We start from the raw sequence: 22,966 nt of genomic DNA on the forward strand, positions 1-22,966 counted from the left end.
GGTTTTTTTGCTATAATGAAAAAGCGAAATGAGGTACATGTTTGACGAATGTTTTGTTTCTTGATTACACTAGCCTCATAGTATGTTGAAAATATCGAAAAAGCGGAGGACTAGGATGTTTAATAAGATTTGGAAACATAAAGAGCAATCGAATTTTTCGATTGAGTATACAAAAGAAAATATTTTGCAGCAGCCTGTTCCTGAGCATGTTGCTATCATTATGGATGGCAATGGCCGCTGGGCGAAAAAACGGGCATTACCGCGGGCGGCGGGACATTATGAAGGGATGCAGGTTGTTCGCAAAATTACTCGCTTTGCCAATGAACTGGGAATTAAGGTATTAACACTTTATGCGTTCTCCACTGAAAACTGGAAGCGACCCAAAAGCGAGGTTGACTATTTAATGAAGCTTCCCGAGCAGTTTCTAACCACCTTTTTGCCAGAATTAATTGAAGAGAACGTAACCGTTCGTGTTATCGGGGACTGCAATCAGCTTCCGGAGCATACGCAGACCGCTGTTAAAAAAGCGGTGGAAGACACGAAGCATAATACAGGTCTTATTTTAAATTTTGCATTAAATTACGGCAGCCGCGCTGAAATTACGCACGCAGTAAAAGAAATCGCAAAGCAGGTGCAGCAAGGGCATTTATCTGCGGAGCAAATCGATGAAGAAGTAGTGGCTTCTTATTTAATGACTAGAAATTTAAAAGATCCTGATTTGCTGATTCGTACAAGCGGAGAAATTCGGTTAAGCAACTTTATGCTTTGGCAGCTTGCTTATACCGAGTTTTGGTTTACTGATGTACTTTGGCCAGATTTTACAGAACAGCATTTATTAGAAGCGATTGCGGAATTTCAAAAGCGTGGTCGCCGGTTTGGAGGAATTTAAACAAGATGAAGCAGAGAGTGATTACAGGAGTTATAGCCGCCGCTCTTTTTTTGCCAATCGTTATTTTTGGCGGAATTCCGTTTATAATAGTAACATATGTATTAGCAACGATTGGGCTGTTTGAGCTTTTGCGCATGAAGCGTGTGCAGCTGCTTTCGCCTGAGTCTGTTGTGAGCTTTCTTTTATTATGGGGACTGCTTTTGCGCAGCTCATGGCTTGACAATGTTCATCTCGAAAAAATGGAGCTGTTGCTGCTTGCGGTTCTTTTCGTGCTCATCTACACAGTCACGACAAAAAATCGTTTCACGTTTGATGATGCAGCTTTTTCGCTGCTTGCTACATTATACGTCGGCTTTGGTTTTTATTATTTTATGGAGACTCGCTTAGCCGGATTGCATTATATGTTTTATGCCTTATTCATCATTTGGGCAACGGATACCGGCGCCTATTTTACTGGCCGGGCGTTTGGAAAACGGAAGCTTTGGCCGGAAATCAGCCCGAATAAAACGATAGAAGGCTCCATTGGCGGCACGATTTGTGCGCTTGTTGTGGCCATCGTCTACCAGCTGTGCACTCATTTTTTTGCAAGTATCCCATGGCTCCTTGTGATGACGGTGGTTCTGTCGATTGTTGGACAACTGGGCGATTTAGTAGAGTCAGCATTTAAGCGGCATTATAACGTGAAGGATTCCGGTAATATTTTGCCGGGACATGGCGGTATTTTAGACCGATTTGATAGTTTATTGTTTATGTTGCCAATTTTGCATTTGTTTATGAGTATGGTGTTGTAAAAGGTTAGGAGTGAAGATGTTGAAGTATATTAGCTTATTAGGAGCAAGCGGATCCATCGGTATGCAAACGCTTGATGTGATTCGTTCCCATCCGGATCAGTTTTGCCTTGTGGCGATGTCCATAGGGAAAAATCACGAAGCAGCCCGGGCCATTATTGAAGAGTTTCATCCTGAGCTTGTGGCGGTTGCCGACTCTGCTGTCTACGATGCCCTTTATCGTGAATTTCATGGATCCGTTAAAATCATTTTTGGAGATGAAGGACTCGTTGAGGCAGCAACCTACTCGAAAGCTACGATCGTCGTCAATGCATTGATGGGAAGCATCGGGCTGATTCCGACATTAAAAGCAATTGAAGCGCGTAAAACCATTGCTTTGGCGAATAAAGAGACATTGGTCACGGCGGGGCACATTGTAACCAAAGCTGCGCAAAACCACAATGTTGCATTGCTTCCGGTTGATAGCGAGCATTCTGCGATTTTTCAATGCTTGCAAGGAGAAAAGCACAAAAATGTCGAAAAACTTATTTTAACAGCTTCAGGAGGAAGCTTCCGGGACTGTACGCGCGAACAGCTCCACCATGTGACAGTGGAGGATGCGCTACGCCATCCAAATTGGTCGATGGGGGCCAAAATTACGATTGATTCGGCAACGATGATGAATAAAGGACTTGAAGTGATTGAAGCCCATTGGTTATTCGGATTGCCGTATGAACAAATTGATGTTTTGTTACATAGAGAAAGCATCGTCCATTCCCTCGTCCAGTTCCATGATAGCAGCGTCATCGCGCAGCTTGGCACACCGGATATGCGCGTACCGATTCAATATGCGCTTACGTATCCAGATCGCTTCAGGCTGCCAGACGCTAGGAAGCTAAATTTGGCGGACATCGGAACACTGCATTTTCAACAGATCGATTTCGAGCGCTATCGTTGTTTACAATTTGCTTACGAGGCAGGACGAGCAGGAGGCTCCTTGCCGACCGTATTAAACGCCGCCAACGAAGAAGCAGTTGCTGCTTTTTTGAGCGGGCGCATCCGCTTTTTAATGATAGAAGATATGGTGGAAAAGGCGCTTGAGAAACATGAGGTGATTAAGAATCCGTCACTTGACGAGATCCGCGAGGTAGACCGCGAAACGCGGCGCTATATCCAGTCACTATTAACTTAAAGGGTGGTTGAAAATTTGAATACATTACAAACAGTGGTTGCATTTGTTGTCATCTTTGGTGCGCTTGTTTTTTTCCATGAGCTTGGACATTTGATTTTTGCGAAGCGTGCAGGAATCTTGTGCCGTGAATTTGCCATTGGATTTGGTCCTAAAGTATTTTCGTTTAAACGAAAGGAAACCGTATACACCATTCGTTTACTTCCGCTTGGAGGATTCGTGCGCATGGCCGGGGAAGATCCGGAAATGGTAGAGGTCAAGCCGGGACAGCTTGTCGGTCTTGAATTCAATCATGAAGGACATGTGCAGAAAATTATTGTCAACCATAAAGATGAATATCCAAACGCTAAAATCATTGAGGTCGAGCAAGCGGATCTGGAACGCGAGATGTATATTGCCGGCTATGAGGATGAGACCGGGGAACGGCTCGTTCGTTTTCCTGTAGCTGAACCAGCCTTTTTTGTTATGGACCATCAAGAAATTCAAATTGCCCCATATCATCGCCAATTTGCTTCCAAAACACTAGGACAGCGAGCCTTAGCGATTGTGGCGGGACCTTTGGCGAACTTTGTATTGGCGTTTATTGTGTTTGTACTGATCGGTCTTTTGCAAGGATACCCCATTGATAAACCGATTATGGGGGAATTGACAAAAGATGGGGCAGCCCGTCAAGCAGGGCTGAAGCAAGGAGATGTCGTGCTTTCGATCGACGACACGCCTGTGACAACTTGGACGCAAGTAGTGGAAACGATTCGCGCTCATCCACAGGAGAAGCTTGTATTTAAAATTAAACGCGGCGATCAAGTGCTTGATGTGCCTGTCACACCGAAGGCACAGACGGTCGAAGGACAGACCATTGGGTTGATAGGTGTTTACAGTCCAATGGAAAAATCGATGATCGGCTCTTTCAAGCAAGGAGCATTAGAAACCTATTATTGGACAAAGCAAATTGTGGTTGGTTTAGGACATCTTATAACAGGAGAATTTTCTCTTGATATGCTATCTGGACCGGTTGGCATTGCTGTATCGACCAATAAAGTGGCACAATCAGGGATTTATTACTTGATGAAATGGGGCGCCATTTTAAGTATTAACCTTGGGATTGTTAATTTATTGCCGCTTCCGGCCCTTGATGGCGGCCGACTTCTATTTTTTGCAATTGAAGGATTGCGCGGCAAACCGATTGATCGACAAAAAGAAGGAATGGTACACTTTATCGGTTTTGCGCTTTTAATGCTTTTAATGCTAGTTGTCACATGGAATGATATTCAAAAATTTTTCCTGTAATATCAAATGAAGAGGTGCAATGAGATGAAACAAAGTCAATCGTTTATTCCAACGCTACGCGAAGTTCCAGCAGATGCAGAAGTGAAAAGCCACCAGCTTTTACTGCGGGCGGGGTTTATACGCCAAAGCTCAAGCGGAGTATATACCTTTTTGCCGCTTGGCCGGCGCGTGCTGCAAAAGGTAGAAGCGATTATTCGCGAGGAAATGAACCGGGCGGGGGCAATTGAATTATTGATGCCTGCTCTTCAACAGGCTGAGCTTTGGCAGGAGTCAGGCCGCTGGTATTCTTATGGGCCGGAGCTGATGCGGCTAAAAGATCGACATGAACGGGATTTTGCGCTTGGACCAACTCATGAGGAAGTGATTACAGCGCTGGTGCGTGATGAAGTAAAAACATATAAGAAACTTCCTTTAACACTCTATCAAATTCAAACAAAATTCCGCGATGAGAAGCGCCCACGATTTGGTTTGCTGCGCGGTCGCGAGTTCATTATGAAGGATGCTTATTCTTTCCACACTTCTAAAGAAAGCTTGGATGAAGTATACAACAAAATGTATGAAGCTTATTCGAATATTTTCCGGCGCTGCGGCTTAAATTTCCGCGCGGTAATTGCTGATTCAGGAGCGATTGGCGGAAAAGATACGCATGAGTTTATGGTGTTGTCTGATATTGGGGAAGACACAATAGCTTATTCAGATGCTTCGGATTTTGCTGCCAATATTGAAATGGCACCAGTTGTTGCTACGTACGAAAAAAGCACAGAACCGCTGAAAGAATTGAAAAAAGCGCATACTCCAGAGCAGAAAACAATTGAAGAAGTAGCAGCATTTTTGCAGGTAGCTCCGGAAAAATGCATTAAATCCTTGCTTTTCAAAGTCGATGAAAAATATGTGCTTGTGCTTGTTCGAGGCGACCATGAGGCCAATGATGTCAAAGTGAAAAATCTGCTGGAAGCCTCTGTAGTAGAGCTCGCCTCTCCTGAGGAAACAAAGGCGGTAATGAATTGTCCAATCGGATCGCTCGGACCGATTGCTGTAGATGCATCAGTCACAGTCATTGCCGATTATGCGGTTGAGGCGATTGTCAACGGTATATGCGGCGCAAATGAAGACGGCTATCATTATACAGGAGTGAATCCTGGCCGCGATTTTACTGTTTCACAATACGCCGACTTGCGCTTTATTCAAGAAGGAGATCCTTCCCCAGATGGAAAAGGAACGATCCGATTTGCCCGGGGAATTGAAGTTGGCCATGTTTTTAAATTAGGGACTCGTTATAGTGAAGCAATGAACGCTACTTATCTTGATGAGAATGGACGTACGCAAACGATGATCATGGGCTGCTATGGCATTGGTGTTTCCCGCTTGCTTTCAGCTATTGCTGAGCAATTTGGCGATGAAAACGGTCTTGTTTGGCCAGCCTCTGTTGCTCCGTTCCACATTCATTTAATCCCGGTCAACTTGAAAAACGAGGAGCAGCGTCAGCTTGCAGATGAGTGGTACGAAAAATTGGGACAGGCCGGTTTTGAGGTGCTTTATGATGATCGCCAAGAGCGACCAGGCGTGAAATTTGCCGATAGTGATTTGATCGGCATTCCTGTTCGTGTGACTGTCGGTAAGCGTGCAGGTGAAGGAGTCGTGGAAGTGAAGGTCCGCCAAACAGGAGAATCAATGGAAGTGCCTGTTACGGAATTAATTGAAACAATGAAACGTCTTTTACAATAAGAATTGTAGAATGTTGGGGCTGATTCCTGTCGGTAGGGCAGCCCTTCTGCTATTCACTTTCATTAAACAAGAGAGGAGAAACGATCGGCGTCATGTTAACGAACGAACAAAAAGAACGGTTTCAAGTATTATTGCAGCAACTTGACTTGACGGCTGACGAGATGGTTCCCTATTTTTCGGGGGCAGAGATTCAAAAGCTTGTTGTAGAAAAAGGAAACAAGTGCTGGCATTTTTATTTCTTGCTGCCGAAAATTTTGCCCCACCAAGTTTATCAGCTGTTCAGCACAAAGCTCGTTCAGACATTTCAACATATTGCCCATGTTAAACATACGATTCAAACGCTAGACTCTCAGTTTGCTCCTGAAGATGTTCAAGGATATTGGTCCACTTGCTTAGAGCAGCTGCAAGGAATCTCTTCGCCGCTTCTTGCTTTACTGCACGAGCAGCTTCCGTCTGTGACTGGAAACAAATTATATGTTACAGCTCGCAATGATGCAGAAGCGATTGCATTGAAGCGCCGGTTTGCTGCTAAAATCGCGGAAGTATATCAATCGTTTGGTTTTCCGTTTTTGCAGCTCGAGACGGACATCAAGCAATCGGAAAGCGAGTATGAGCAATTTTTGGAGCAAAAGCAGCAGGAAGATGAGGCAAGAGCCTTAGCGGCATTAACAGAAATGACAGCTAAGAAAGAAGCACCGGCTGAGACGGCTCCTGAAAGCTCTGGACCGCTTGTGCTCGGCTACTCCATCAAGGAGGAAGAGGTACGCACCCTTGACAGCATTACGGAAGAAGAACGTCGTGTTGTGGTGCAGGGATATATATTTGATGCTGAAGTAAAGGAGCTAAAAAGCGGCCGTTCCTTGCTGACATTTAAAATGACGGACTATACCAACTCTATTCTTGTGAAAATGTTTTCGCGAGATAAAGAAGATGCTAGTGTAATGGGAAAAGTGAAAAAAGGAATGTGGGTCAAAGTAAGGGGCAGTGTACAAAACGATACGTTTGTACGCGATCTCGTATTATTGGCCAATGATATCAATGAGATAAAGCCAAATGAACGGAAAGACACAGCCAACGAGGGAGAAAAGCGGGTTGAACTCCATCTTCATACACCGATGAGCCAAATGGATGCCGTCACATCTGTATCGAAACTGATTGAGCAAGCGAAAAAGTGGGGACATCCTGCGATTGCCGTCACTGATCATGCGGTTGTTCAGTCGTTTCCAGAAGCTTATAGCGCTGCGAAAAAGCACGGAATGAAAGTGCTGTACGGGGTGGAGGCCAACATTGTCGATGATGGAGTGCCGATTGCCTATAATGAAGCGCATCGGCCGCTATTGGAGGATACGTTTGTTGTATTTGACGTCGAAACGACAGGACTGTCGGCCGTTTATAATACCATTATTGAGCTGGCAGCTGTAAAGGTGAGAGATGGAGAAATTATTGACCGTTTTACTTCATTTGCGAACCCTCACCATCCACTATCTGTAACAACGATTGAACTGACCGGCATTACAGATGATATGGTAAAGGGCGCTCCTGATGCGGGAGAGGTGCTGCGCCAGTTTCATGAATGGATGGGAGACAGCGTCCTTGTTGCGCACAACGCGAGTTTTGATATTGGTTTTTTAAATGTTGGATTGAACAAAATTGGATTGCAAAAGGTAACCAATCCGGTTATTGACACACTGGAGCTGGCCCGCTTTTTATATCCGGAGCTAAAAAATCACCGTTTAAACACACTTTGTAAAAAATTCGATATCGAATTGACACAGCATCACCGTGCCATTTACGACGCTGAAGCGACGGGTCATTTGCTGATGAAAATGCTGAAGGATGCCCATAACAAAGGCATTGTTTATCATGATGAGCTGAACTTGCATTCAAAACAGGAAACTTCTTATCAGCGGCCGCGCCCATTTCATGTTACGCTCTTGGCGCAAAATGATGTGGGGTTAAAAAACTTATTTAAGCTTGTTTCGCTGGCGCATATCCAGTATTTTTATCGTGTTCCTCGCATTCCGCGTTCGGTTTTGCAGAAGTATCGCGAAGGTATTTTAGTAGGATCTGGCTGCGACAAAGGCGAAGTGTTTGACAATATGATCCAAAAAGCTCCAGAGGAAGTCGAGGAAATCGCAAAATTCTATGATTTTCTTGAGGTTCACCCGCCAGAGGTCTATAAACCTTTGATCGAAATGGATTATGTCAAAGATGAAGCGATGCTTCGAGAGGTCATTAGCAAAGTGGTCGCGTTAGGGGAGAAGCTGAACATACCGGTTGTGGCTACAGGAAATGTCCATTACTTGAATCCGGAAGATAAAATTTACCGCAAAATATTAATTCACTCGCAAGCTGGGGCGAATCCGCTTAATCGTCACGAATTGCCGGACGTATATTTTCGAACGACGAACGAAATGCTCGAGTGCTTTTCGTTTTTAGGAGAAGAGAAAGCCAAAGAAATCGTCGTAACCAATACACAAAAAATCGCCGACTCTGTTGAAGAAGTAAAGCCGATTAAGGACCAGCTTTATACGCCGCGGATTGAGGGAGCAGAGGAAGAAATTCGTGAAATGAGCTATCGCCGGGCGAAAGACATATATGGAGATCCACTGCCGGAGATTGTTGAGCAGCGGCTGGAAAAAGAATTAAAAAGTATTATTGGCCATGGCTTTGCGGTTATTTATTTAATTTCTCATAAGCTTGTAAAAAAATCTCTAGATGACGGCTACCTTGTTGGCTCACGCGGGTCAGTCGGCTCATCGTTTGTAGCGACGATGACGGAAATTACGGAAGTGAATCCGCTCCCGCCTCATTATGTTTGTCCAAGCTGCAAGCACTCAGAGTTTTTTAATGACGGTTCCGTTGGATCCGGATTTGATTTGCCGGATAAAGACTGTCCGAAATGTGGAGCGAAGTACAAAAAGGACGGACATGACATCCCGTTTGAAACATTCCTTGGATTTAAAGGGGATAAAGTTCCGGACATCGATTTGAATTTTTCCGGTGAGTATCAGCCGCGCGCCCACAACTATACAAAAGTGCTGTTTGGAGAGGATAATGTATATCGCGCGGGAACGATTGGTACGGTGGCAGATAAAACAGCCTACGGATTTGTCAAAGGATATGCAAGCGATCGTAATTTAACGCTAAGGGGCGCTGAGGTGGATCGGCTTGCTGCGGGATGCACAGGGGTGAAGCGTACAACAGGACAGCATCCGGGCGGAATTATCGTTGTTCCTGACTATATGGATATTTATGACTTTACTCCGATACAGTATCCGGCTGATGATACAAGCTCGGAGTGGCGGACTACACATTTTGACTTTCACTCTATCCATGATAACTTATTAAAACTCGATATTCTCGGGCACGATGATCCGACCGTGATTCGGATGCTTCAAGATTTAAGCGGCATTGATCCCAAAACGATTCCAACGGACGATCCGGAAGTCATGAAAATTTTTAGCGGAACAGAATCGCTTGGAGTGACACCGGAGCAAATTATGTGCAATGTCGGAACATTAGGCATTCCGGAATTCGGCACCCGTTTTGTGCGGCAAATGCTTGAGGAGACGAAACCAAAAACATTCTCTGAGCTCGTTCAAATATCGGGGCTGTCTCATGGGACAGATGTTTGGCTTGGTAATGCGCAAGAATTGATTCATAATGGCATCTGTACGTTATCAGAAGTGATTGGCTGCCGTGATGACATTATGGTTTATTTGATTTATCGAGGGCTGGAGCCGTCGCTAGCGTTCAAAATTATGGAATCCGTCCGCAAAGGAAAAGGATTAACGCCAGAATTTGAAGAAGAAATGCGTAAACACGATGTGCCAGAATGGTATATCGAATCGTGCAAAAAAATCAAATACATGTTTCCGAAGGCGCATGCTGCTGCATACGTGCTAATGGCGGTAAGGATTGCCTATTTTAAAGTCCATCATCCGCTGCTCTATTATGCATCGTATTTTACAGTCCGCGCAGAGGATTTCGATCTTGATGTCATGGTCAAAGGTTCTGCTGCCATTCGCAAGCGTATTGAGGAAATTAATGCGAAAGGTCTCGATGCATCTGCTAAAGAAAAAAGCTTGCTGACTGTACTAGAAATTGCTTTGGAAATGTGTGAGCGCGGTTTTTCATTTCAAAACATTGATCTGTATCGTTCGCAAGCAGCTGAATTTGTCATTGATGGAAACTCGCTAGTCCCGCCATTTAATACGATCCCAGGTCTTGGGACTAACGTGGCCTTGAGTATTGTGCGAGCTCGAGAAGAGGGCGAATTTCTCTCAAAAGAAGATTTACAGCAACGCGGAAAAGTATCGAAAACGATTCTTGAATATTTAGAGAGCCGCGGTTGTCTCGACTCTTTGCCTGACCATAACCAACTTTCCTTATTCTAGTCATCGGTTGCAAAACATTTTCCAATATGTTATAGTTTTAGGGGAAATGGCAAAGATAAGAGGTAAGAAAAGAGTGGGGAAACCCACTCTTTCGTATTGATTATAGCTTCCTGTCGATAAAGCGAATGGCGTTCTTAGGACGGCAAGTGAAGGATTTTTCGGTTTAGGAGGGACAAAATGAGCAAAAAAGTTACAGAAGTGGTGGGAGAATTAGTAACACCAATTCTTAACGACATGAACCTCGAATTAGTGGATATTGAGTACGTAAAAGAGGGGAAAAATTGGTTTTTGCGTGTGTTTATTGATTCAGAACAGGGAATTGATATTGAACAATGCGGGATCGTTAGTGAGAAACTGAGCGAAAAACTAGACGAGGTTGACCCGATTCCATACAATTATTTCCTGGAAGTGTCATCTCCGGGAGCGGAACGTCCGTTAAAAAAAGCCGCTGATTTTGCGAAGGCTGTCGGAAAAAATGTCTATATAAAAACATATGAACCGATTGAAGGAGAAAAGGAATTCGAAGGCGAACTTACTGCTTTTGATGGCGAGACAGCCACCATAACGGTGAAACAAAAGACGCGGACAAAAACGATCGATATCCCGTATGAAAAAATTGCCAACGCAAGGCTTGCCGTCATCTTTTTCTAATGTGCAGCTAAATGTAAAGGGGGATTTTCGTTTCATGAATACGCAACTATTGGATGCTTTGGCGGCTCTTGTAAAAGAAAAAGGCATTAGCCAAGAAGTGTTAGTCGAAGCGATTGAAGCGGCGATTATTTCCGCATATAAGCGCAACTTCGGACAGGCGCAAAATGTGCGCGTCGATTTTAATATGGATACAGGATCTATTCGAGTGTTTGCACGCAAAGAGGTCGTAGAGGAAGTATATGATTCTCGTTTAGAAATTTCCATCGATGAAGCGCGAAGCATCAACCCGAACTACCAAGTCGGGGATATTGTCGAAATAGAAGTGACGCCAAAGGATTTTGGCCGCATCGCTGCCCAAACAGCGAAGCAAGTCGTAACCCAGCGGGTACGCGAAGCAGAGCGCGGAGTGATCTATTCCGAGTTTATGGATCGTGAAGAAGATATTATGACTGGAATTGTTCAGCGTGTGGATCCTCGCTTTGCTTATGTGAGCTTAGGGAAGGTTGAAGCATTGCTTCCGGCAAGCGAGCAAATGCCAAATGAAACTTACCGTCCTCACGACCGTTTAAAGGTATATATTACAAAAGTTGAAAAAACAACAAAAGGGCCGCAAATTTTTGTATCTCGCACACATCCAGGCCTTCTTAAGCGCTTGTTTGAGCTTGAAGTGCCAGAAATTTATGACGGAACGGTTGAGATCAAATCAATCGCTAGAGAAGCGGGGGACCGTTCTAAAATTTCCGTGCATTCTGATCAGCCAGAAGTCGATCCTGTTGGAGCATGCGTGGGACCAAAAGGACAGCGTGTCCAAGCGGTGGTCGACGAGCTTAAAGGTGAAAAAATTGATATTGTCCGCTGGTCTGAAGATCCAGTAGAATTTGTGGCTAATGCGTTAAGCCCAGCGAAAGTGCTTAGTGTCATCGTCAATGAAGAAGAACGGGCAACAACTGTTATTGTCCCTGATTATCAGCTGTCTTTGGCAATCGGCAAGCGTGGGCAAAACGCTCGTTTAGCCGCTAAATTGACGAATTGGAAAATCGACATTAAAAGCGAATCAGAAGCAGAGCAGTTAGGGATCGCATACGTTCCGAACCGTTCGCTTGATTCTTTTGACACACCGTTAAATAATGAAGATGAGCATGACCAAACATTCGATTTACCAAAAGAAGAAATCGAGTGAGAGGTGAGCAAATATGGCGGTTCAAAAAAAAATTCCGATGCGCAAATGTATTGTGACTGGAGAAATGAAGCCAAAAAAACAAATGATCCGCATTGTCCGCTCAAAGGAAGGGGACGTTTCCATTGACCCGACCGGCAAAAAAGCGGGACGGGGAGCCTATATCACGTTGGAAAAGGAATGCATTTTACTTGCGAAAAAGAAAAATGTTTTAGCCCATCATTTGAAAGCAGAAATTGCGGAGTCTTTGTATGATGAGCTGCTTGAACTAGCAGAAAGGGAGAATGAAGCAAAGAATGGGCAATAAACAATGGACATCATTGCTTGGATTAGCAAACCGAGCTCGTAAAATTGTTTCTGGCGAAGAGCTGGTTGTCAAAGAGATTCGTAGCGGAAGAGCGAAACTTGTCATTTTATCAGAAGATGCTGCCGCTAATACAAGAAAAAAAATTCAAGACAAATGCACATCATATGAGGTTCCTTTATGCCAAGCGACTGATCGCTATGAGCTTGGAAGGGCGATTGGCAAGGACGCTCGTGTAGTCGTCGCCGTCATCGACGAAGGGTTTGCAAAAAAGTTAATGACGATGTTCGACGTATCATTGTGGGGGTGAATCTATGTCTAAAATGCGTGTATATGAGTACGCAAAACAAAATAACGTTTCTAGCAAAGACATCATTCATAAATTGAAAGAAATGAATATTGAAGTTTCAAATCATATGGCTACACTGGAGCCAGAAGTGGTTGAAAAATTGAACCATACGTATAAGAAAAATGAAGAAAAACAAAAAAACGCGGCAAAAGAAACGCAAAATGTAGCGGTGAAGCCAAAAGGGACCATTCGCGATTTTGATGACGAAGAAGCCGTGGCAAAGAAAGTGCCAATTAAAAAGGCAGTCGTGAAAAACAAAGAAAGCAAAAAGCATGATTTACAAAGCCAGCAACAGGAGAAAAAGGTGTTTACACATAAAAAAAATAAAAAACAAAAAAGCTATGAAGCTCCTCAACAAGAGGTGCAAAAGAAAAAAGAAAAAGAGCTTCCGCAAAAAATTACATTTGAAGGTTCTTTAACCGTTGCTGAATTAGCGAAAAAGTTAGGAAGAGAGCCGTCAGAAATCATTAAAAAGCTGTTTATGCTTGGAATTATGGCAACTATTAACCAAGACCTAGATAAAGATGCGATCGAATTAATTTGTTCCGATTACGGTGTAGAAGTTGAAGAGAAAATTGTGATTGACGAAACGGATTTTGAATCATTGGAAATTGTCGACGATCCAGCTGATCTAGTAGAGCGTCCGCCGGTCGTGACGATTATGGGGCACGTTGACCACGGAAAAACGACGCTTCTTGATTCGATTCGCAACTCAAAAGTAACAGAGCAGGAAGCGGGCGGCATTACGCAGCATATCGGAGCATACCAAGTGCTCGTCAATAATAAAAAGATTACGTTTCTAGATACTCCTGGCCACGAAGCCTTTACCACGATGCGCGCACGGGGAGCGCAAGTGACAGACATCGTTATTCTTGTCGTGGCTGCAGACGATGGCGTGATGCCGCAAACGGTCGAAGCGATTAACCACGCGAAAGCGGCAAACGTGCCAATCATCGTAGCGGTTAATAAAGTCGACAAGCCGACGGCTAATCCAGATCGCGTCATGCAGGAGCTGGTGGAATACAATCTTGTGCCGGAAGAATGGGGCGGCGATACAATTTATTGTAAGCTGTCTGCTTTAACTGGCGAAGGAATCGATAATTTATTGGAAATGATTTTGCTTGTTAGCGAAATGGAGGAGCTAAAAGCAAATCCAAAACGCCGGGCGATCGGAACAGTAGTTGAGGCTAAGCTTGATAAAGGAAGAGGTCCTGTTGCCACGTTGCTCGTGCAAACAGGTACGCTGCATATCGGCGATCCGATTGTGGTCGGAAACACATATGGACGTGTACGGGCGATGACCAATGATGTCGGCCGCCGTGTAAAGGAGGCAGGTCCTTCCACTCCAGTGGAGATTACAGGCTTAAATGAAGTGCCGCAAGCGGGCGATCGCTTTATGGTATTTGAAGATGAGAAAAAAGCGCGACAAGTGGGAGAAGCAAGGGCGCAAAAACAATTACTTGAACAGCGAAGCTCTAAAACCCGCGTCAGCTTAGATGATTTGTTTGAGAAAATCAAGCAAGGGGAAATGAAAGAGCTCAATATCATTGTAAAAGCAGATGTTCAAGGATCTGTTGAAGCGTTAGTGGCTGCGTTGCAAAAAATTGATATCGAAGGCGTTCGCGTGAAAATCATTCATTCAGGCGTTGGGGCCGTTACGGAATATGATATTATGCTTGCTTCGGCGTCCAATGCTATCGTGATTGGCTTTAACGTTCGTCCTGATGCAAATGCAAAACGGGTAGCGGAATCGGAAAAAGTGGATATTCGCTTGCACCGCATTATTTACAAAGTAATTGAAGAGATTGAAGCAGCGATGAAAGGAATGCTTGATCCGGAATATGAAGAAAAAGTCATCGGTCAAGCGGAAGTTCGTCAAACGTTCAAAGTATCAAAAGTGGGGACGATTGCAGGATGTTATGTCACGGACGGCAAAATCACGCGCGATAGCAGCGTTCGTCTCATTCGTCAAGGCGTTGTCGTATACGAAGGGCAAATTGATACGCTTAAGCGCTTCAAAGATGATGTGAAAGAAGTTGCACAAGGATATGAGTGCGGGGTTACGATTAAAAACTTCAACGACATAAAAGAAGGCGATGTTATCGAAGCCTATGTGATGCAGGAAGTCGAACGGAAATGATTGGTTACCTCCAATGCGAGTGCGTCATTTACGATGCCCAATCACTAAAAGAAAAAAGAGCCGTGTTGCAACGAATAATCACACGGCTCAAGCAAAAATATAATATATCAGTAGCCGAAATCGATTACCAAGATTTATGGCAGCGAACGAAGCTTGGGATTGTAGCGATTACAGCTGACCGATCCGCAACTGAAAGAGAGCTTCGTTTCGCGCTGCAATTGATCGATTCATTTCCAGAAATTGAACGGACGGTTACAACATTTGATTGGCTTTAGTCGAGGTGATAAAAATGAGTTTGCGGGCTACGCGTATTGGTGAACAAATGAAAAAAGAGTTGAGCGATATTATCGGTCGCAAACTTAAAGATCCGCGCATCGGTTTTGTAACCGTAACAGATGTGCGCGTGACGGGCGATTTACAGCAGGCCAAGGTATATATTAGCGTGCTTGGCGATGAAGAGCAGCGCCAAAATACGCTAAAAGGGCTAGCGAAAGCAAAGGGCTTTATTCGCTCGGAAATCGGCCAGCGCATTCGTTTGCGGAAAACACCGGAAATTTATTTTGAAATTGACGAATCAATCGATTATGGCAACCGCATTGAATCGTTAATTCGGGAAATTTCTCAAGAAAATAACGATGAGAAATAATGGATAGACGCGCGGTCTATCCATTTTCATTATGTGCAAAAAAGAGGTGGCAAAAATGGACGGGGTGCTTTTATTACATAAACCAGCGGGAATGACATCACACGATTGTGTTTTTCGGATTCGCCGACTTTTGCAGGTCAAAAAGGTAGGACATACAGGTACGCTAGATCCGGATGTGTCTGGCGTGCTGCCTATTTGCATCGGCAAAGCAACAAGAATTGCCGAATTTTTGACTGCGGATCAAAAAACATATGAGGGAGAAGTTACGTTAGGGACAGCGACGACAACAGAGGATGCTTCTGGTGAAATCATAGCTGTCAAAAAAGTGGATCGTCTGATTCGTCGTCCGGAAATTGAAGATGTTTTTCAACAGCTGACAGGAACGATTAAGCAAACGCCGCCCATGTATTCCGCTGTGAAGGTAAACGGAAAAAAATTGTACGAATATGCGCGGGCGGGAATGGAAGTGGAGCGGCCGACGCGCATTATCACCATTCACGAACTTGTCTTATTGGACGAAAAAGATACATTTTCCGGAGATGCGGTTTCGTTTCGTTTCCGTGTCACATGCAGCAAAGGAACGTATGTCCGTACGCTGGCCGTAATGATCGGGGAACGGCTCGGATATCCGGCTCACATGTCCCATTTAGTGCGGGTTGCTTCCGGACCATTTTTATTAGAACAATGTGTGACATTTGCGGAAATTGAAAAGCAACTAGCCGCTGGACGTATCGATAAACTGCTGTTGCCTATCGAAAAAGCGCTTTTTCATTTGCCGAAATATCAAATTAATGATAAAGTAGCAGAGAAAGTAAAAAACGGTGCGGTTTTACCGCTTCCCGACAGGCTGCAATCGGTAGATGAGCCAGTGCTTATGGTAGACGAGCAAAATCAAGCGCTCGCCCTTTACTGCAAGCATCCGGCTAAACCGCAAATGATTAAACCGCTCAAAGTGTTTCACTGAGCAAGAGAGCGAAAGGCAGAAGGTGAAGAACAAGCATGGAAACACGATTCATCACATATCCCCATTATCAAAAAAGAGAAGATTTTCCGCCAACGGTGATGGCTTTAGGTTATTTTGATGGTGTTCATCTTGGGCATCAAGAGGTCATTCGAACAGCTGTTCATTTAGCGGCGGAAAACGGATATAAAAGTGCTGTGATGACGTTCCATCCGCATCCCTCCATCGTGCTAGGAAAAAAAGAGCAGCACGTACAGCTGATTACTCCCTTGAAGGAAAAAGAACGGCAAATGGCTCGTCTAGGTGTAGATTATTTATACATCGTAGAATTTACACCTTCATTTGCTGAACTGCTTCCACAGCAATTTGTTGACGAGTACATTATTGATTTTCACGTGAAACATGTCGTAGCAGGCTTCGATTTTACGTATGGACGGCTGGGAAAAGGGACGATGGAGACGATCCCTTTTCATTCTCGGGAGCAATTTGCCCATACAGTGATTCCAAAGCTAACCCGAAACGGGGAAAAGATTAGCTCCACCTATATTCGCCGCCTTTTAAAAGACGGAGAAGTTCAGCAGCTTCCTGAACTGCTTGGCCGTTTTTATACGATCGAAGGAACGGTGATTGATGGCGAAAAGCGGGGAAGAACGATTGGTTTTCCAACCGCAAACATTGAACCGGAAGATGATTATCTTTTGCCGGCGCTAGGGGTTTATGCGGTGAAAGTGAGGATAGGAAACGAAACATTTGCAGGGGTTTGCAATGTAGGATACAAACCAACATTCCATCGTGACCGCCAAGGAAGGCCTAGCATCGAAGTCCACATTTTTCATTTTTCCAGAGAGATTTATGGAGAAACAGTCACAATTGAGTGGCATAAGCGGCTGCGGAGTGAGCAAAAATTTGCAAGTGTGGAACAATTAGTAGAACAAATCGAACGAGATAAGGAAAGAGCGGAAGATTATTTTCGAAAAATCAAGGAAAATACTTGCATTTTACCGCGAAAAGATGTATTCTAATAAAGGTATGTAAAATAACCATTGCTTGGCAGAGCGTATCACCGGCGCTTGCTAGGTAATTGGGGTTTCATAATGAGGAGGTGAACAAGGATGGCATTAACGCAAGAGCGCAAAAATGAAATTATTACCCAGTACAAAATTCATGAAACAGACACTGGTTCTCCAGAGGTACAAATTGCTATCCTTACTGAGCAAATCAACAACTTGAATGAACATTTACGCGTTCATAAAAAAGACCATCATTCACGTCGCGGACTGTTGAAAATGGTCGGTAAGCGCCGTAACCTGCTTACGTATTTACGTAATAAAGATGTTACGCGTTATCGTGAACTAATTAACAAACTTGGATTACGTCGATAAGGAAAAAGCGGGAGCATTCCCGCTTTTTTGCTAGTTATATAAAGGTTGTTGATAACGGGATAGTTATTCGTTCATACTATTAAAGAGGAATCATTTATTTTGATTTGTACATAGAGAGGAGTACTCATCTGTATGGAGCAAGAAAAACAAGTATTTTCCATAGATTGGGCGGGGCGGCCGCTTGTCGTGGAAATAGGTCAATTAGCAAAACAAGCAAACGGTGCTGTGCTTGTTCGTTACGGTGATACCGTCGTATTAAGCACAGCGACCGCATCGAAAGAAGCAAAAAGTGTAGACTTCTTTCCGTTAACCGTGAATTATGAAGAACGCCTCTACGCAGTCGGAAAAATTCCGGGAGGATTTATTAAGCGTGAAGGTCGCCCAAGCGAAAAAGCGATTTTGGCAAGCAGGCTGATCGATCGTCCGATTCGTCCGTTATTTGCGGAAGGGTTTCGTAACGAAGTGCAAATTGTCTCAATGGTGATGAGCGTTGATCAAGACTGCTCTCCAGAAATGGCTGCCATGTTTGGATCTTCGCTGGCGTTGATGGTTTCGGATATTCCGTTTGAAGGACCGATTGCCGGCGTCACGGTTGGTCGTGTCGATGGAAACTTTGTAATTAATCCGTCTGTTGAACAAACAGAAAAAAGTGACATTCACCTTGTTGTGGCTGGAACAAAAGATGCGATTAACATGGTTGAAGCGGGAGCTGACGAGGTTCCGGAAGAAGTGATGCTGGAAGCGATCATGTTCGGCCATGAAGAAATTAAACGGCTGATTGCTTTTCAAGAAGAGATTACGGCACAAATCGGCAAAGAAAAAATGGAAGTTGCATTATATGAGCTAGATTCCCAGCTGGAGGCCGATATCCGCGCGCTTGCCGAGGCGGAAATTAAACGGGCTGTTCAGGTTCCGGAAAAACTTGCCCGCGAAGCAGCAATTGATGAAGTAAAGGCGGGAGTAATTGCCAAATATGAAGAGCAAGAGGCCGATGAAGAAACATTAAAACAAGCCAATGAAATTTTACATAAGCTTGTTAAAGAAGAAGTACGCCGTCTCATTACAGAAGAAAAAATTCGTCCGGATGGCCGGAAAATTGATGAAATTCGCCCGCTTTCTTCAGCAGTAGGGCTCTTGCCTCGCACGCATGGTTCGGGACTGTTTACGCGTGGACAAACACAGGCGTTAAGTGTTTGCACTTTAGGCGCGCTTGGCGATGTGCAAATTTTAGACGGGCTCGGCATTGAAGAGACCAAACGATTTATGCATCACTATAATTTTCCGCCATTTTCTGTCGGGGAAACGGGAGCGATACGCAGTCCGGGGCGCCGTGAAATCGGACATGGAGCTTTAGGAGAACGGGCGTTAGAGCCAGTGATCCCGTCTGAAAAAGAGTTTCCATATACGATTCGCCTTGTTTCAGAGGTCTTGGAATCGAACGGTTCTACCTCTCAAGCCAGTATTTGTGCTAGCACATTGGCAATGATGGATGCAGGGGTACCGATTAAAGCGCCAGTGGCAGGTATTGCGATGGGACTTGTCAAAAGCGGCGATCATTATACCATTTTAACAGATATCCAAGGTATGGAAGACCATCTTGGCGATATGGACTTCAAAGTGGCGGGAACGGAAAAAGGTGTAACCGCTCTGCAAATGGATATTAAAATTAAAGGATTATCGCGTGAAATTTTAGAAGAAGCCTTACAACAGGCGAAAAAAGGCCGCATGGACATTTTAAAACATATGATGCAAACCATCAGCGAGCCAAGAAAAGAGCTTTCTAAATATGCACCAAAAATTTTAACCATGCAGATCAATCCTGATAAAATCCGCGATGTCATTGGACCAAGCGGCAAGCAAATTAATAAAATTATCGAAGAAACAGGAGTTAAGATCGATATTGAACAAGACGGAACCATCTTTATTTCTTCAGTGAACGAAGAAATGAATCAGAAAGCGAAGAAAATTATTGAGGATATCGTGCGCGAAGTAGAAGTGGGACAAATTTATTTAGGAAAAGTGAAACGCATTGAAAAATTTGGTGCATTCGTCGAATTATTTAGCGGCAAAGACGGTCTTGTCCATATTTCTGAGCTGGCTGAGGAACGCGTTGGCAAAGTAGAAGATGTCGTCTCCATCGGCGATGAAGTTTTAGTGAAGGTTACAGAAATCGATAAGCAAGGCAGGGTCAACTTGTCGAGAAAAGCGGTATTACGTGAACAAAAGGAGAAGCAGAATCAATAAGGGAGCCTCAGGACCAGCCTCAGGCTTCTTTGTTGTTTATAATCAGTTCTATCTTGTCCTCTCTCGACATATTTGTAATAAAAAAAGAGGGGGGGGATGAGCGATTTATAAGCGCTACGTAGTTTGGCTGATAGCTGCTTTTTTATTTGCGTGGGGCATTGCCAGCCAGCCGTCTGTCAATCAATATATGAATTCGTTAAAAGCAGGTAGCACAGAAGTAGCAAAAATGCGGGATAAGCTTTATATGGAAATTCAAACGAAGGCAAAGCGGTATGAAATCCCTCCGCAAGATGCTGTAATTGATCGAGTCTGGAAGGCGATTCCTGGGTATAATGGGTTAAAAGTGAATGTGGAAGCTTCTTATCAGAACATGAAAAAGGATGGTACTTTCGACAAACGCAAGCTTGTATACGAACAAATTTCTCCGAAGGTACACTTAAAGGATTTACCGCCTGAAGCTATTTATCGCGGCTATCCAGAAAAACCGATGGTTACCTTCTTGGTGAATGTCGCATGGGGAAATGAATATATCCCTAAAATGCTGGAGGTTTTGAAAAAATATAACGTTCAGGCGACCTTTTTTCTTGAAGGGCGTTGGGTAAAAAATTATCCGGATATGGCAAAAATGATTGCAGATGCGGGTCAGGAGATCGGCAATCATTCGTATAGCCATCCTGATTTAAAAACTATGAGCAATGAGGCGATTCGCCGAGAGCTGAAAAAAACAAACGAGGTTATAGAAGCAACGACAGGGGTAAAATGCAAATGGTTTGCTCCTCCAAGCGGAAGTTATCGAGATGATGTCGTAAAAATTGCCCACGATTTAAAGATGGGAACCATTATGTGGAGTGTTGATACAATTGATTGGCAAAAACCATCGCCATCTGTTATAGTGGAACGGGTAACATCTAAACTTCATCCTGGCGCCATCATTTTAATGCATCCAACATTATCAACAGCAGAGGCCTTAGAACCGCTCATTAAAGCCATTAAACAAAAATATGAAATTGGTAACGTATCAATGCTGCTAGATGAAAAAAGAATTGTACAAAAATAGGAGGAACGCTGATTTGATTAACAAGTACACATGCCAAAATGGGGTACGTATTGTACTAGAACAAATTCCAACAGTGCGTTCAGTTGCGATTGGCATATGGATTGGAACGGGCTCTCGCAATGAATGTGAACAAAGCAATGGGATTTCCCATTTTTTAGAACATATGTTTTTTAAAGGGACCAAAACGCACACAGCGCGGGAAATTGCTGAAGCGTTTGACAGCATTGGGGGACAGGTCAACGCATTTACTTCAAAAGAGTATACGTGCTATTACGCAAAGGTCTTAGATGAGCATGCTCAGTTTGCCCTTGATATGCTTGCTGATATGTTTTTCCATTCCACTTTTGTCGACGAAGAGCTGCAAAAAGAGCGGAATGTCGTGCTTGAGGAAATTAAAATGTATGAAGACACGCCAGATGATATAGTACATGATTTATTAAGCAAAGCATGCTATGCTTCTCATCCGCTTGGCTATCCGATTTTAGGAACGGAACAAGCCTTGCGCACATTTACAGGCGATTCCTTGCGCAAGTACATGGCCGATTACTATACTCCTGACAGAATCGTTATTTCTGTAGCAGGAAATGTGAAAGAGAGCTTTATCCAAGAAATCGAAGCATATTTCGGTACGTTTACAGCGAAGCAGCGCACTGAACGTCCACTTGTGCCGACGTTCCATCCGCAGAAATTAGCTCGCCAAAAGGAGACGGAGCAGGCTCACTTATGCATCGGGTTTAATGGCTTGCCAATTGGCCATTCTGATATTTATAGCTTAATTATTCTTAATAATATTTTAGGGGGGAGCATGAGCAGCCGCCTCTTCCAAGAAGTGCGTGAACAGCGCGGCTTGGCCTATTCTGTTTTCTCCTACCACTCTTCCTACGAAGACGGCGGGCTTTTAGCGATTTATGGCGGAACGGGAAGCAGCCAATTAGATGTTCTTTTTGAAACGATTCAAGAGACGGTTCGGAAGCTGAAAGAAGATGGAATTACGGCAAAGGAGTTGCAAAATAGCAAAGAGCAAATGAAAGGAAGCTTAATGCTTAGCTTGGAAAGCACAAACAGCCGAATGAGCCGCAATGGTAAAAACGAACTTCTCCTTGGCCGCCATCGCTCGCTTGATGAAATTATTGAGGAGATTAATCAAGTCAGCGCAGATGATGTTAATGAGATGGCACAGAAAATTTTCAGCGAAGATTATGCAGTGGCGTTAATCAGCCCAAGTGGACAACTGCCAGCGGCGCTGCAAAGCTAATAAAAATGCCTGCAAAAATCAATTGCAGGCATTTTTTTATGAATGACAACTTACAATGATAAAAAGGCATGAAAAAGGAGTGCATAGGCAATGAGGCTAAGCGAGCTAAGCGGAAAGGAAATTGTTGATGTCAGAAGGGCGGAACGATTAGGGGTGCTTGGGCAGACAGATCTTGAAATTAATGAGCAAACAGGGCACATTCAAGCGTTATTAATTCCAACAGGAAAGTGGTTTGGATTTCGAAAAGAAGGCAATGAGATTCGGGTTCCTTGGAACTATATTAGAAAAATTGGCACAGACATGATTATCATTGATTTTCCCGATGAATCATGATGTGCATGACGATTTATAGAGGTTCGGATAAAAAATCGGCATCAATAAAAAACGAAAATAGTTCAATCAATGAGAAGAAACACCACTATATATAAATGATTCATGATTTAGGCATAAGATTTATTTGCCAATGATAGAAATCCACTAGCCTCAAGAGCAAGGGCCCTTTTTGACGGCTGAAAACAAGTCCGTAACTTGTATTAGTCATGT

At 43.9% G+C, this 22,966-nt stretch carries 20 protein-coding genes; all 20 read left to right on the forward strand.

Annotated elements, in window-relative coordinates; genetic code table 11:
- The first annotated feature begins 115 nt into the window (after positions 1–115).
- The 20 genes from AT864_RS05800 to AT864_RS05895 all read left to right on the forward strand — a co-directional run bounded on the left by AT864_RS05800 (position 116) and on the right by AT864_RS05895 (position 22,756).
- Complete coding sequence (locus tag AT864_RS05800; protein ID WP_044746110.1) at positions 116–889, forward strand: isoprenyl transferase; 774 nt, start codon at positions 116–118, stop codon at positions 887–889.
- Positions 890–894: 5 nt separating this feature from the next.
- The gene (locus AT864_RS05805; protein WP_066147274.1) at positions 895–1,680 is read left to right on the forward strand and encodes a phosphatidate cytidylyltransferase; all 786 of its coding nucleotides are present in this window, start codon (positions 895–897) and stop codon (positions 1,678–1,680) included.
- A 19-nt stretch (positions 1,681–1,699) separates the two neighbouring features.
- Positions 1,700–2,848: a 1-deoxy-D-xylulose-5-phosphate reductoisomerase gene (gene dxr / locus AT864_RS05810; RefSeq protein ID WP_066147722.1), complete on the forward strand. Its 1,149-nt coding sequence runs from the start codon at positions 1,700–1,702 to the stop codon at positions 2,846–2,848.
- Positions 2,849–2,863: 15 nt separating this feature from the next.
- Positions 2,864–4,132 carry an RIP metalloprotease RseP gene (gene rseP, locus AT864_RS05815; protein ID WP_066147276.1) on the forward strand — a complete coding sequence of 423 codons (1,269 nt, stop codon included), beginning with the start codon at positions 2,864–2,866 and terminating at the stop codon, positions 4,130–4,132.
- A gap of 24 nt (positions 4,133–4,156) precedes the next feature.
- A complete protein-coding gene (locus AT864_RS05820) occupies positions 4,157–5,857 on the forward strand; it encodes a proline--tRNA ligase (RefSeq protein ID WP_066147278.1) in 1,701 nt (566 codons plus the stop codon).
- Between the two features lie 92 nt (positions 5,858–5,949).
- A complete protein-coding gene (locus AT864_RS05825) occupies positions 5,950–10,257 on the forward strand; it encodes a PolC-type DNA polymerase III (protein ID WP_066147281.1) in 4,308 nt (1,435 codons plus the stop codon).
- A gap of 177 nt (positions 10,258–10,434) precedes the next feature.
- Positions 10,435–10,908: a ribosome maturation factor RimP gene (rimP, locus tag AT864_RS05830; protein ID WP_066147283.1), complete on the forward strand. Its 474-nt coding sequence runs from the start codon at positions 10,435–10,437 to the stop codon at positions 10,906–10,908.
- Between the two features lie 34 nt (positions 10,909–10,942).
- Positions 10,943–12,088, forward strand: coding sequence for a transcription termination factor NusA (nusA, locus tag AT864_RS05835; protein ID WP_044746104.1), 1,146 nt, complete (start codon positions 10,943–10,945; stop codon positions 12,086–12,088).
- Between the two features lie 13 nt (positions 12,089–12,101).
- Positions 12,102–12,392, forward strand: a complete 291-nt coding sequence (gene rnpM, locus AT864_RS05840; protein ID WP_044746103.1) for an RNase P modulator RnpM — start codon at positions 12,102–12,104, stop codon at positions 12,390–12,392.
- The gene (locus AT864_RS05845) at positions 12,382–12,699 is read left to right on the forward strand and encodes a YlxQ family RNA-binding protein (RefSeq protein WP_044746102.1); all 318 of its coding nucleotides are present in this window, start codon (positions 12,382–12,384) and stop codon (positions 12,697–12,699) included. The genes rnpM and AT864_RS05845 overlap by 11 nt, the downstream gene beginning before the upstream one ends.
- A 4-nt stretch (positions 12,700–12,703) precedes the next feature.
- A complete protein-coding gene (gene infB, locus AT864_RS05850; protein WP_066147286.1) occupies positions 12,704–14,878 on the forward strand; it encodes a translation initiation factor IF-2 in 2,175 nt (724 codons plus the stop codon).
- Positions 14,875–15,153: a DUF503 domain-containing protein gene (locus AT864_RS05855; protein ID WP_044746100.1), complete on the forward strand. Its 279-nt coding sequence runs from the start codon at positions 14,875–14,877 to the stop codon at positions 15,151–15,153. Before infB ends, AT864_RS05855 begins: the two co-directional genes overlap by 4 nt.
- 14 nt (positions 15,154–15,167) lie before the next feature.
- Positions 15,168–15,524, forward strand: a complete 357-nt coding sequence (rbfA, locus tag AT864_RS05860) for a 30S ribosome-binding factor RbfA (protein ID WP_044746099.1) — start codon at positions 15,168–15,170, stop codon at positions 15,522–15,524.
- A gap of 55 nt (positions 15,525–15,579) precedes the next feature.
- A complete protein-coding gene (truB, locus tag AT864_RS05865; RefSeq protein ID WP_066147288.1) occupies positions 15,580–16,488 on the forward strand; it encodes a tRNA pseudouridine(55) synthase TruB in 909 nt (302 codons plus the stop codon).
- A gap of 35 nt (positions 16,489–16,523) precedes the next feature.
- Positions 16,524–17,507, forward strand: coding sequence for a bifunctional riboflavin kinase/FAD synthetase (ribF, locus tag AT864_RS05870; protein ID WP_044746097.1), 984 nt, complete (start codon positions 16,524–16,526; stop codon positions 17,505–17,507).
- Positions 17,508–17,597: 90 nt separating this feature from the next.
- Positions 17,598–17,867 carry a 30S ribosomal protein S15 gene (gene rpsO / locus AT864_RS05875; protein ID WP_044746096.1) on the forward strand — a complete coding sequence of 90 codons (270 nt, stop codon included), beginning with the start codon at positions 17,598–17,600 and terminating at the stop codon, positions 17,865–17,867.
- A 132-nt stretch (positions 17,868–17,999) separates the two neighbouring features.
- Positions 18,000–20,111 (forward strand): polyribonucleotide nucleotidyltransferase, encoded by a 2,112-nt coding sequence (pnp, locus tag AT864_RS05880; RefSeq protein ID WP_066147290.1) that lies wholly within the window; start codon positions 18,000–18,002, stop codon positions 20,109–20,111.
- Between the two features lie 187 nt (positions 20,112–20,298).
- Positions 20,299–21,168, forward strand: coding sequence for a polysaccharide deacetylase family protein (locus tag AT864_RS05885; protein WP_156450498.1), 870 nt, complete (start codon positions 20,299–20,301; stop codon positions 21,166–21,168).
- Between the two features lie 13 nt (positions 21,169–21,181).
- A complete protein-coding gene (locus AT864_RS05890) occupies positions 21,182–22,423 on the forward strand; it encodes a pitrilysin family protein (protein WP_066147294.1) in 1,242 nt (413 codons plus the stop codon).
- A gap of 90 nt (positions 22,424–22,513) precedes the next feature.
- Positions 22,514–22,756 (forward strand): YlmC/YmxH family sporulation protein, encoded by a 243-nt coding sequence (locus tag AT864_RS05895; protein ID WP_044746092.1) that lies wholly within the window; start codon positions 22,514–22,516, stop codon positions 22,754–22,756.
- The last annotated feature ends 210 nt before the right edge of the window (positions 22,757–22,966 follow it).

The organism is Anoxybacillus sp. P3H1B (genome assembly GCF_001560855.1).
Taxonomy (GTDB): domain Bacteria; phylum Bacillota; class Bacilli; order Bacillales; family Anoxybacillaceae; genus Anoxybacteroides; species Anoxybacteroides rupiense.

What these genes read in the sequence shown, in the direction of transcription:
- rimP (WP_066147283.1), top strand. Translation starts at nt 10,435, where the DNA reads ATGAGCAAAAAAGTTACAGAAGTGGTGGGAGAATTAGTAACACCAATT.
- AT864_RS05845 (WP_044746102.1), top strand. Translation starts at nt 12,382, where the DNA reads ATGGGCAATAAACAATGGACATCATTGCTTGGATTAGCAAACCGAGCT.
- AT864_RS05825 (WP_066147281.1), top strand. Translation starts at nt 5,950, where the DNA reads ATGTTAACGAACGAACAAAAAGAACGGTTTCAAGTATTATTGCAGCAA.
- pnp (WP_066147290.1), top strand. Translation starts at nt 18,000, where the DNA reads ATGGAGCAAGAAAAACAAGTATTTTCCATAGATTGGGCGGGGCGGCCG.
- AT864_RS05800 (WP_044746110.1), top strand. Translation starts at nt 116, where the DNA reads ATGTTTAATAAGATTTGGAAACATAAAGAGCAATCGAATTTTTCGATT.
- AT864_RS05855 (WP_044746100.1), top strand. Translation starts at nt 14,875, where the DNA reads ATGATTGGTTACCTCCAATGCGAGTGCGTCATTTACGATGCCCAATCA.
- ribF (WP_044746097.1), top strand. Translation starts at nt 16,524, where the DNA reads ATGGAAACACGATTCATCACATATCCCCATTATCAAAAAAGAGAAGAT.
- AT864_RS05895 (WP_044746092.1), top strand. Translation starts at nt 22,514, where the DNA reads ATGAGGCTAAGCGAGCTAAGCGGAAAGGAAATTGTTGATGTCAGAAGG.
- AT864_RS05885 (WP_156450498.1), top strand. Translation starts at nt 20,299, where the DNA reads ATGAATTCGTTAAAAGCAGGTAGCACAGAAGTAGCAAAAATGCGGGAT.
- rpsO (WP_044746096.1), top strand. Translation starts at nt 17,598, where the DNA reads ATGGCATTAACGCAAGAGCGCAAAAATGAAATTATTACCCAGTACAAA.
- rbfA (WP_044746099.1), top strand. Translation starts at nt 15,168, where the DNA reads ATGAGTTTGCGGGCTACGCGTATTGGTGAACAAATGAAAAAAGAGTTG.
- AT864_RS05820 (WP_066147278.1), top strand. Translation starts at nt 4,157, where the DNA reads ATGAAACAAAGTCAATCGTTTATTCCAACGCTACGCGAAGTTCCAGCA.
- truB (WP_066147288.1), top strand. Translation starts at nt 15,580, where the DNA reads ATGGACGGGGTGCTTTTATTACATAAACCAGCGGGAATGACATCACAC.
- AT864_RS05805 (WP_066147274.1), top strand. Translation starts at nt 895, where the DNA reads ATGAAGCAGAGAGTGATTACAGGAGTTATAGCCGCCGCTCTTTTTTTG.
- nusA (WP_044746104.1), top strand. Translation starts at nt 10,943, where the DNA reads ATGAATACGCAACTATTGGATGCTTTGGCGGCTCTTGTAAAAGAAAAA.
- rnpM (WP_044746103.1), top strand. Translation starts at nt 12,102, where the DNA reads ATGGCGGTTCAAAAAAAAATTCCGATGCGCAAATGTATTGTGACTGGA.
- infB (WP_066147286.1), top strand. Translation starts at nt 12,704, where the DNA reads ATGTCTAAAATGCGTGTATATGAGTACGCAAAACAAAATAACGTTTCT.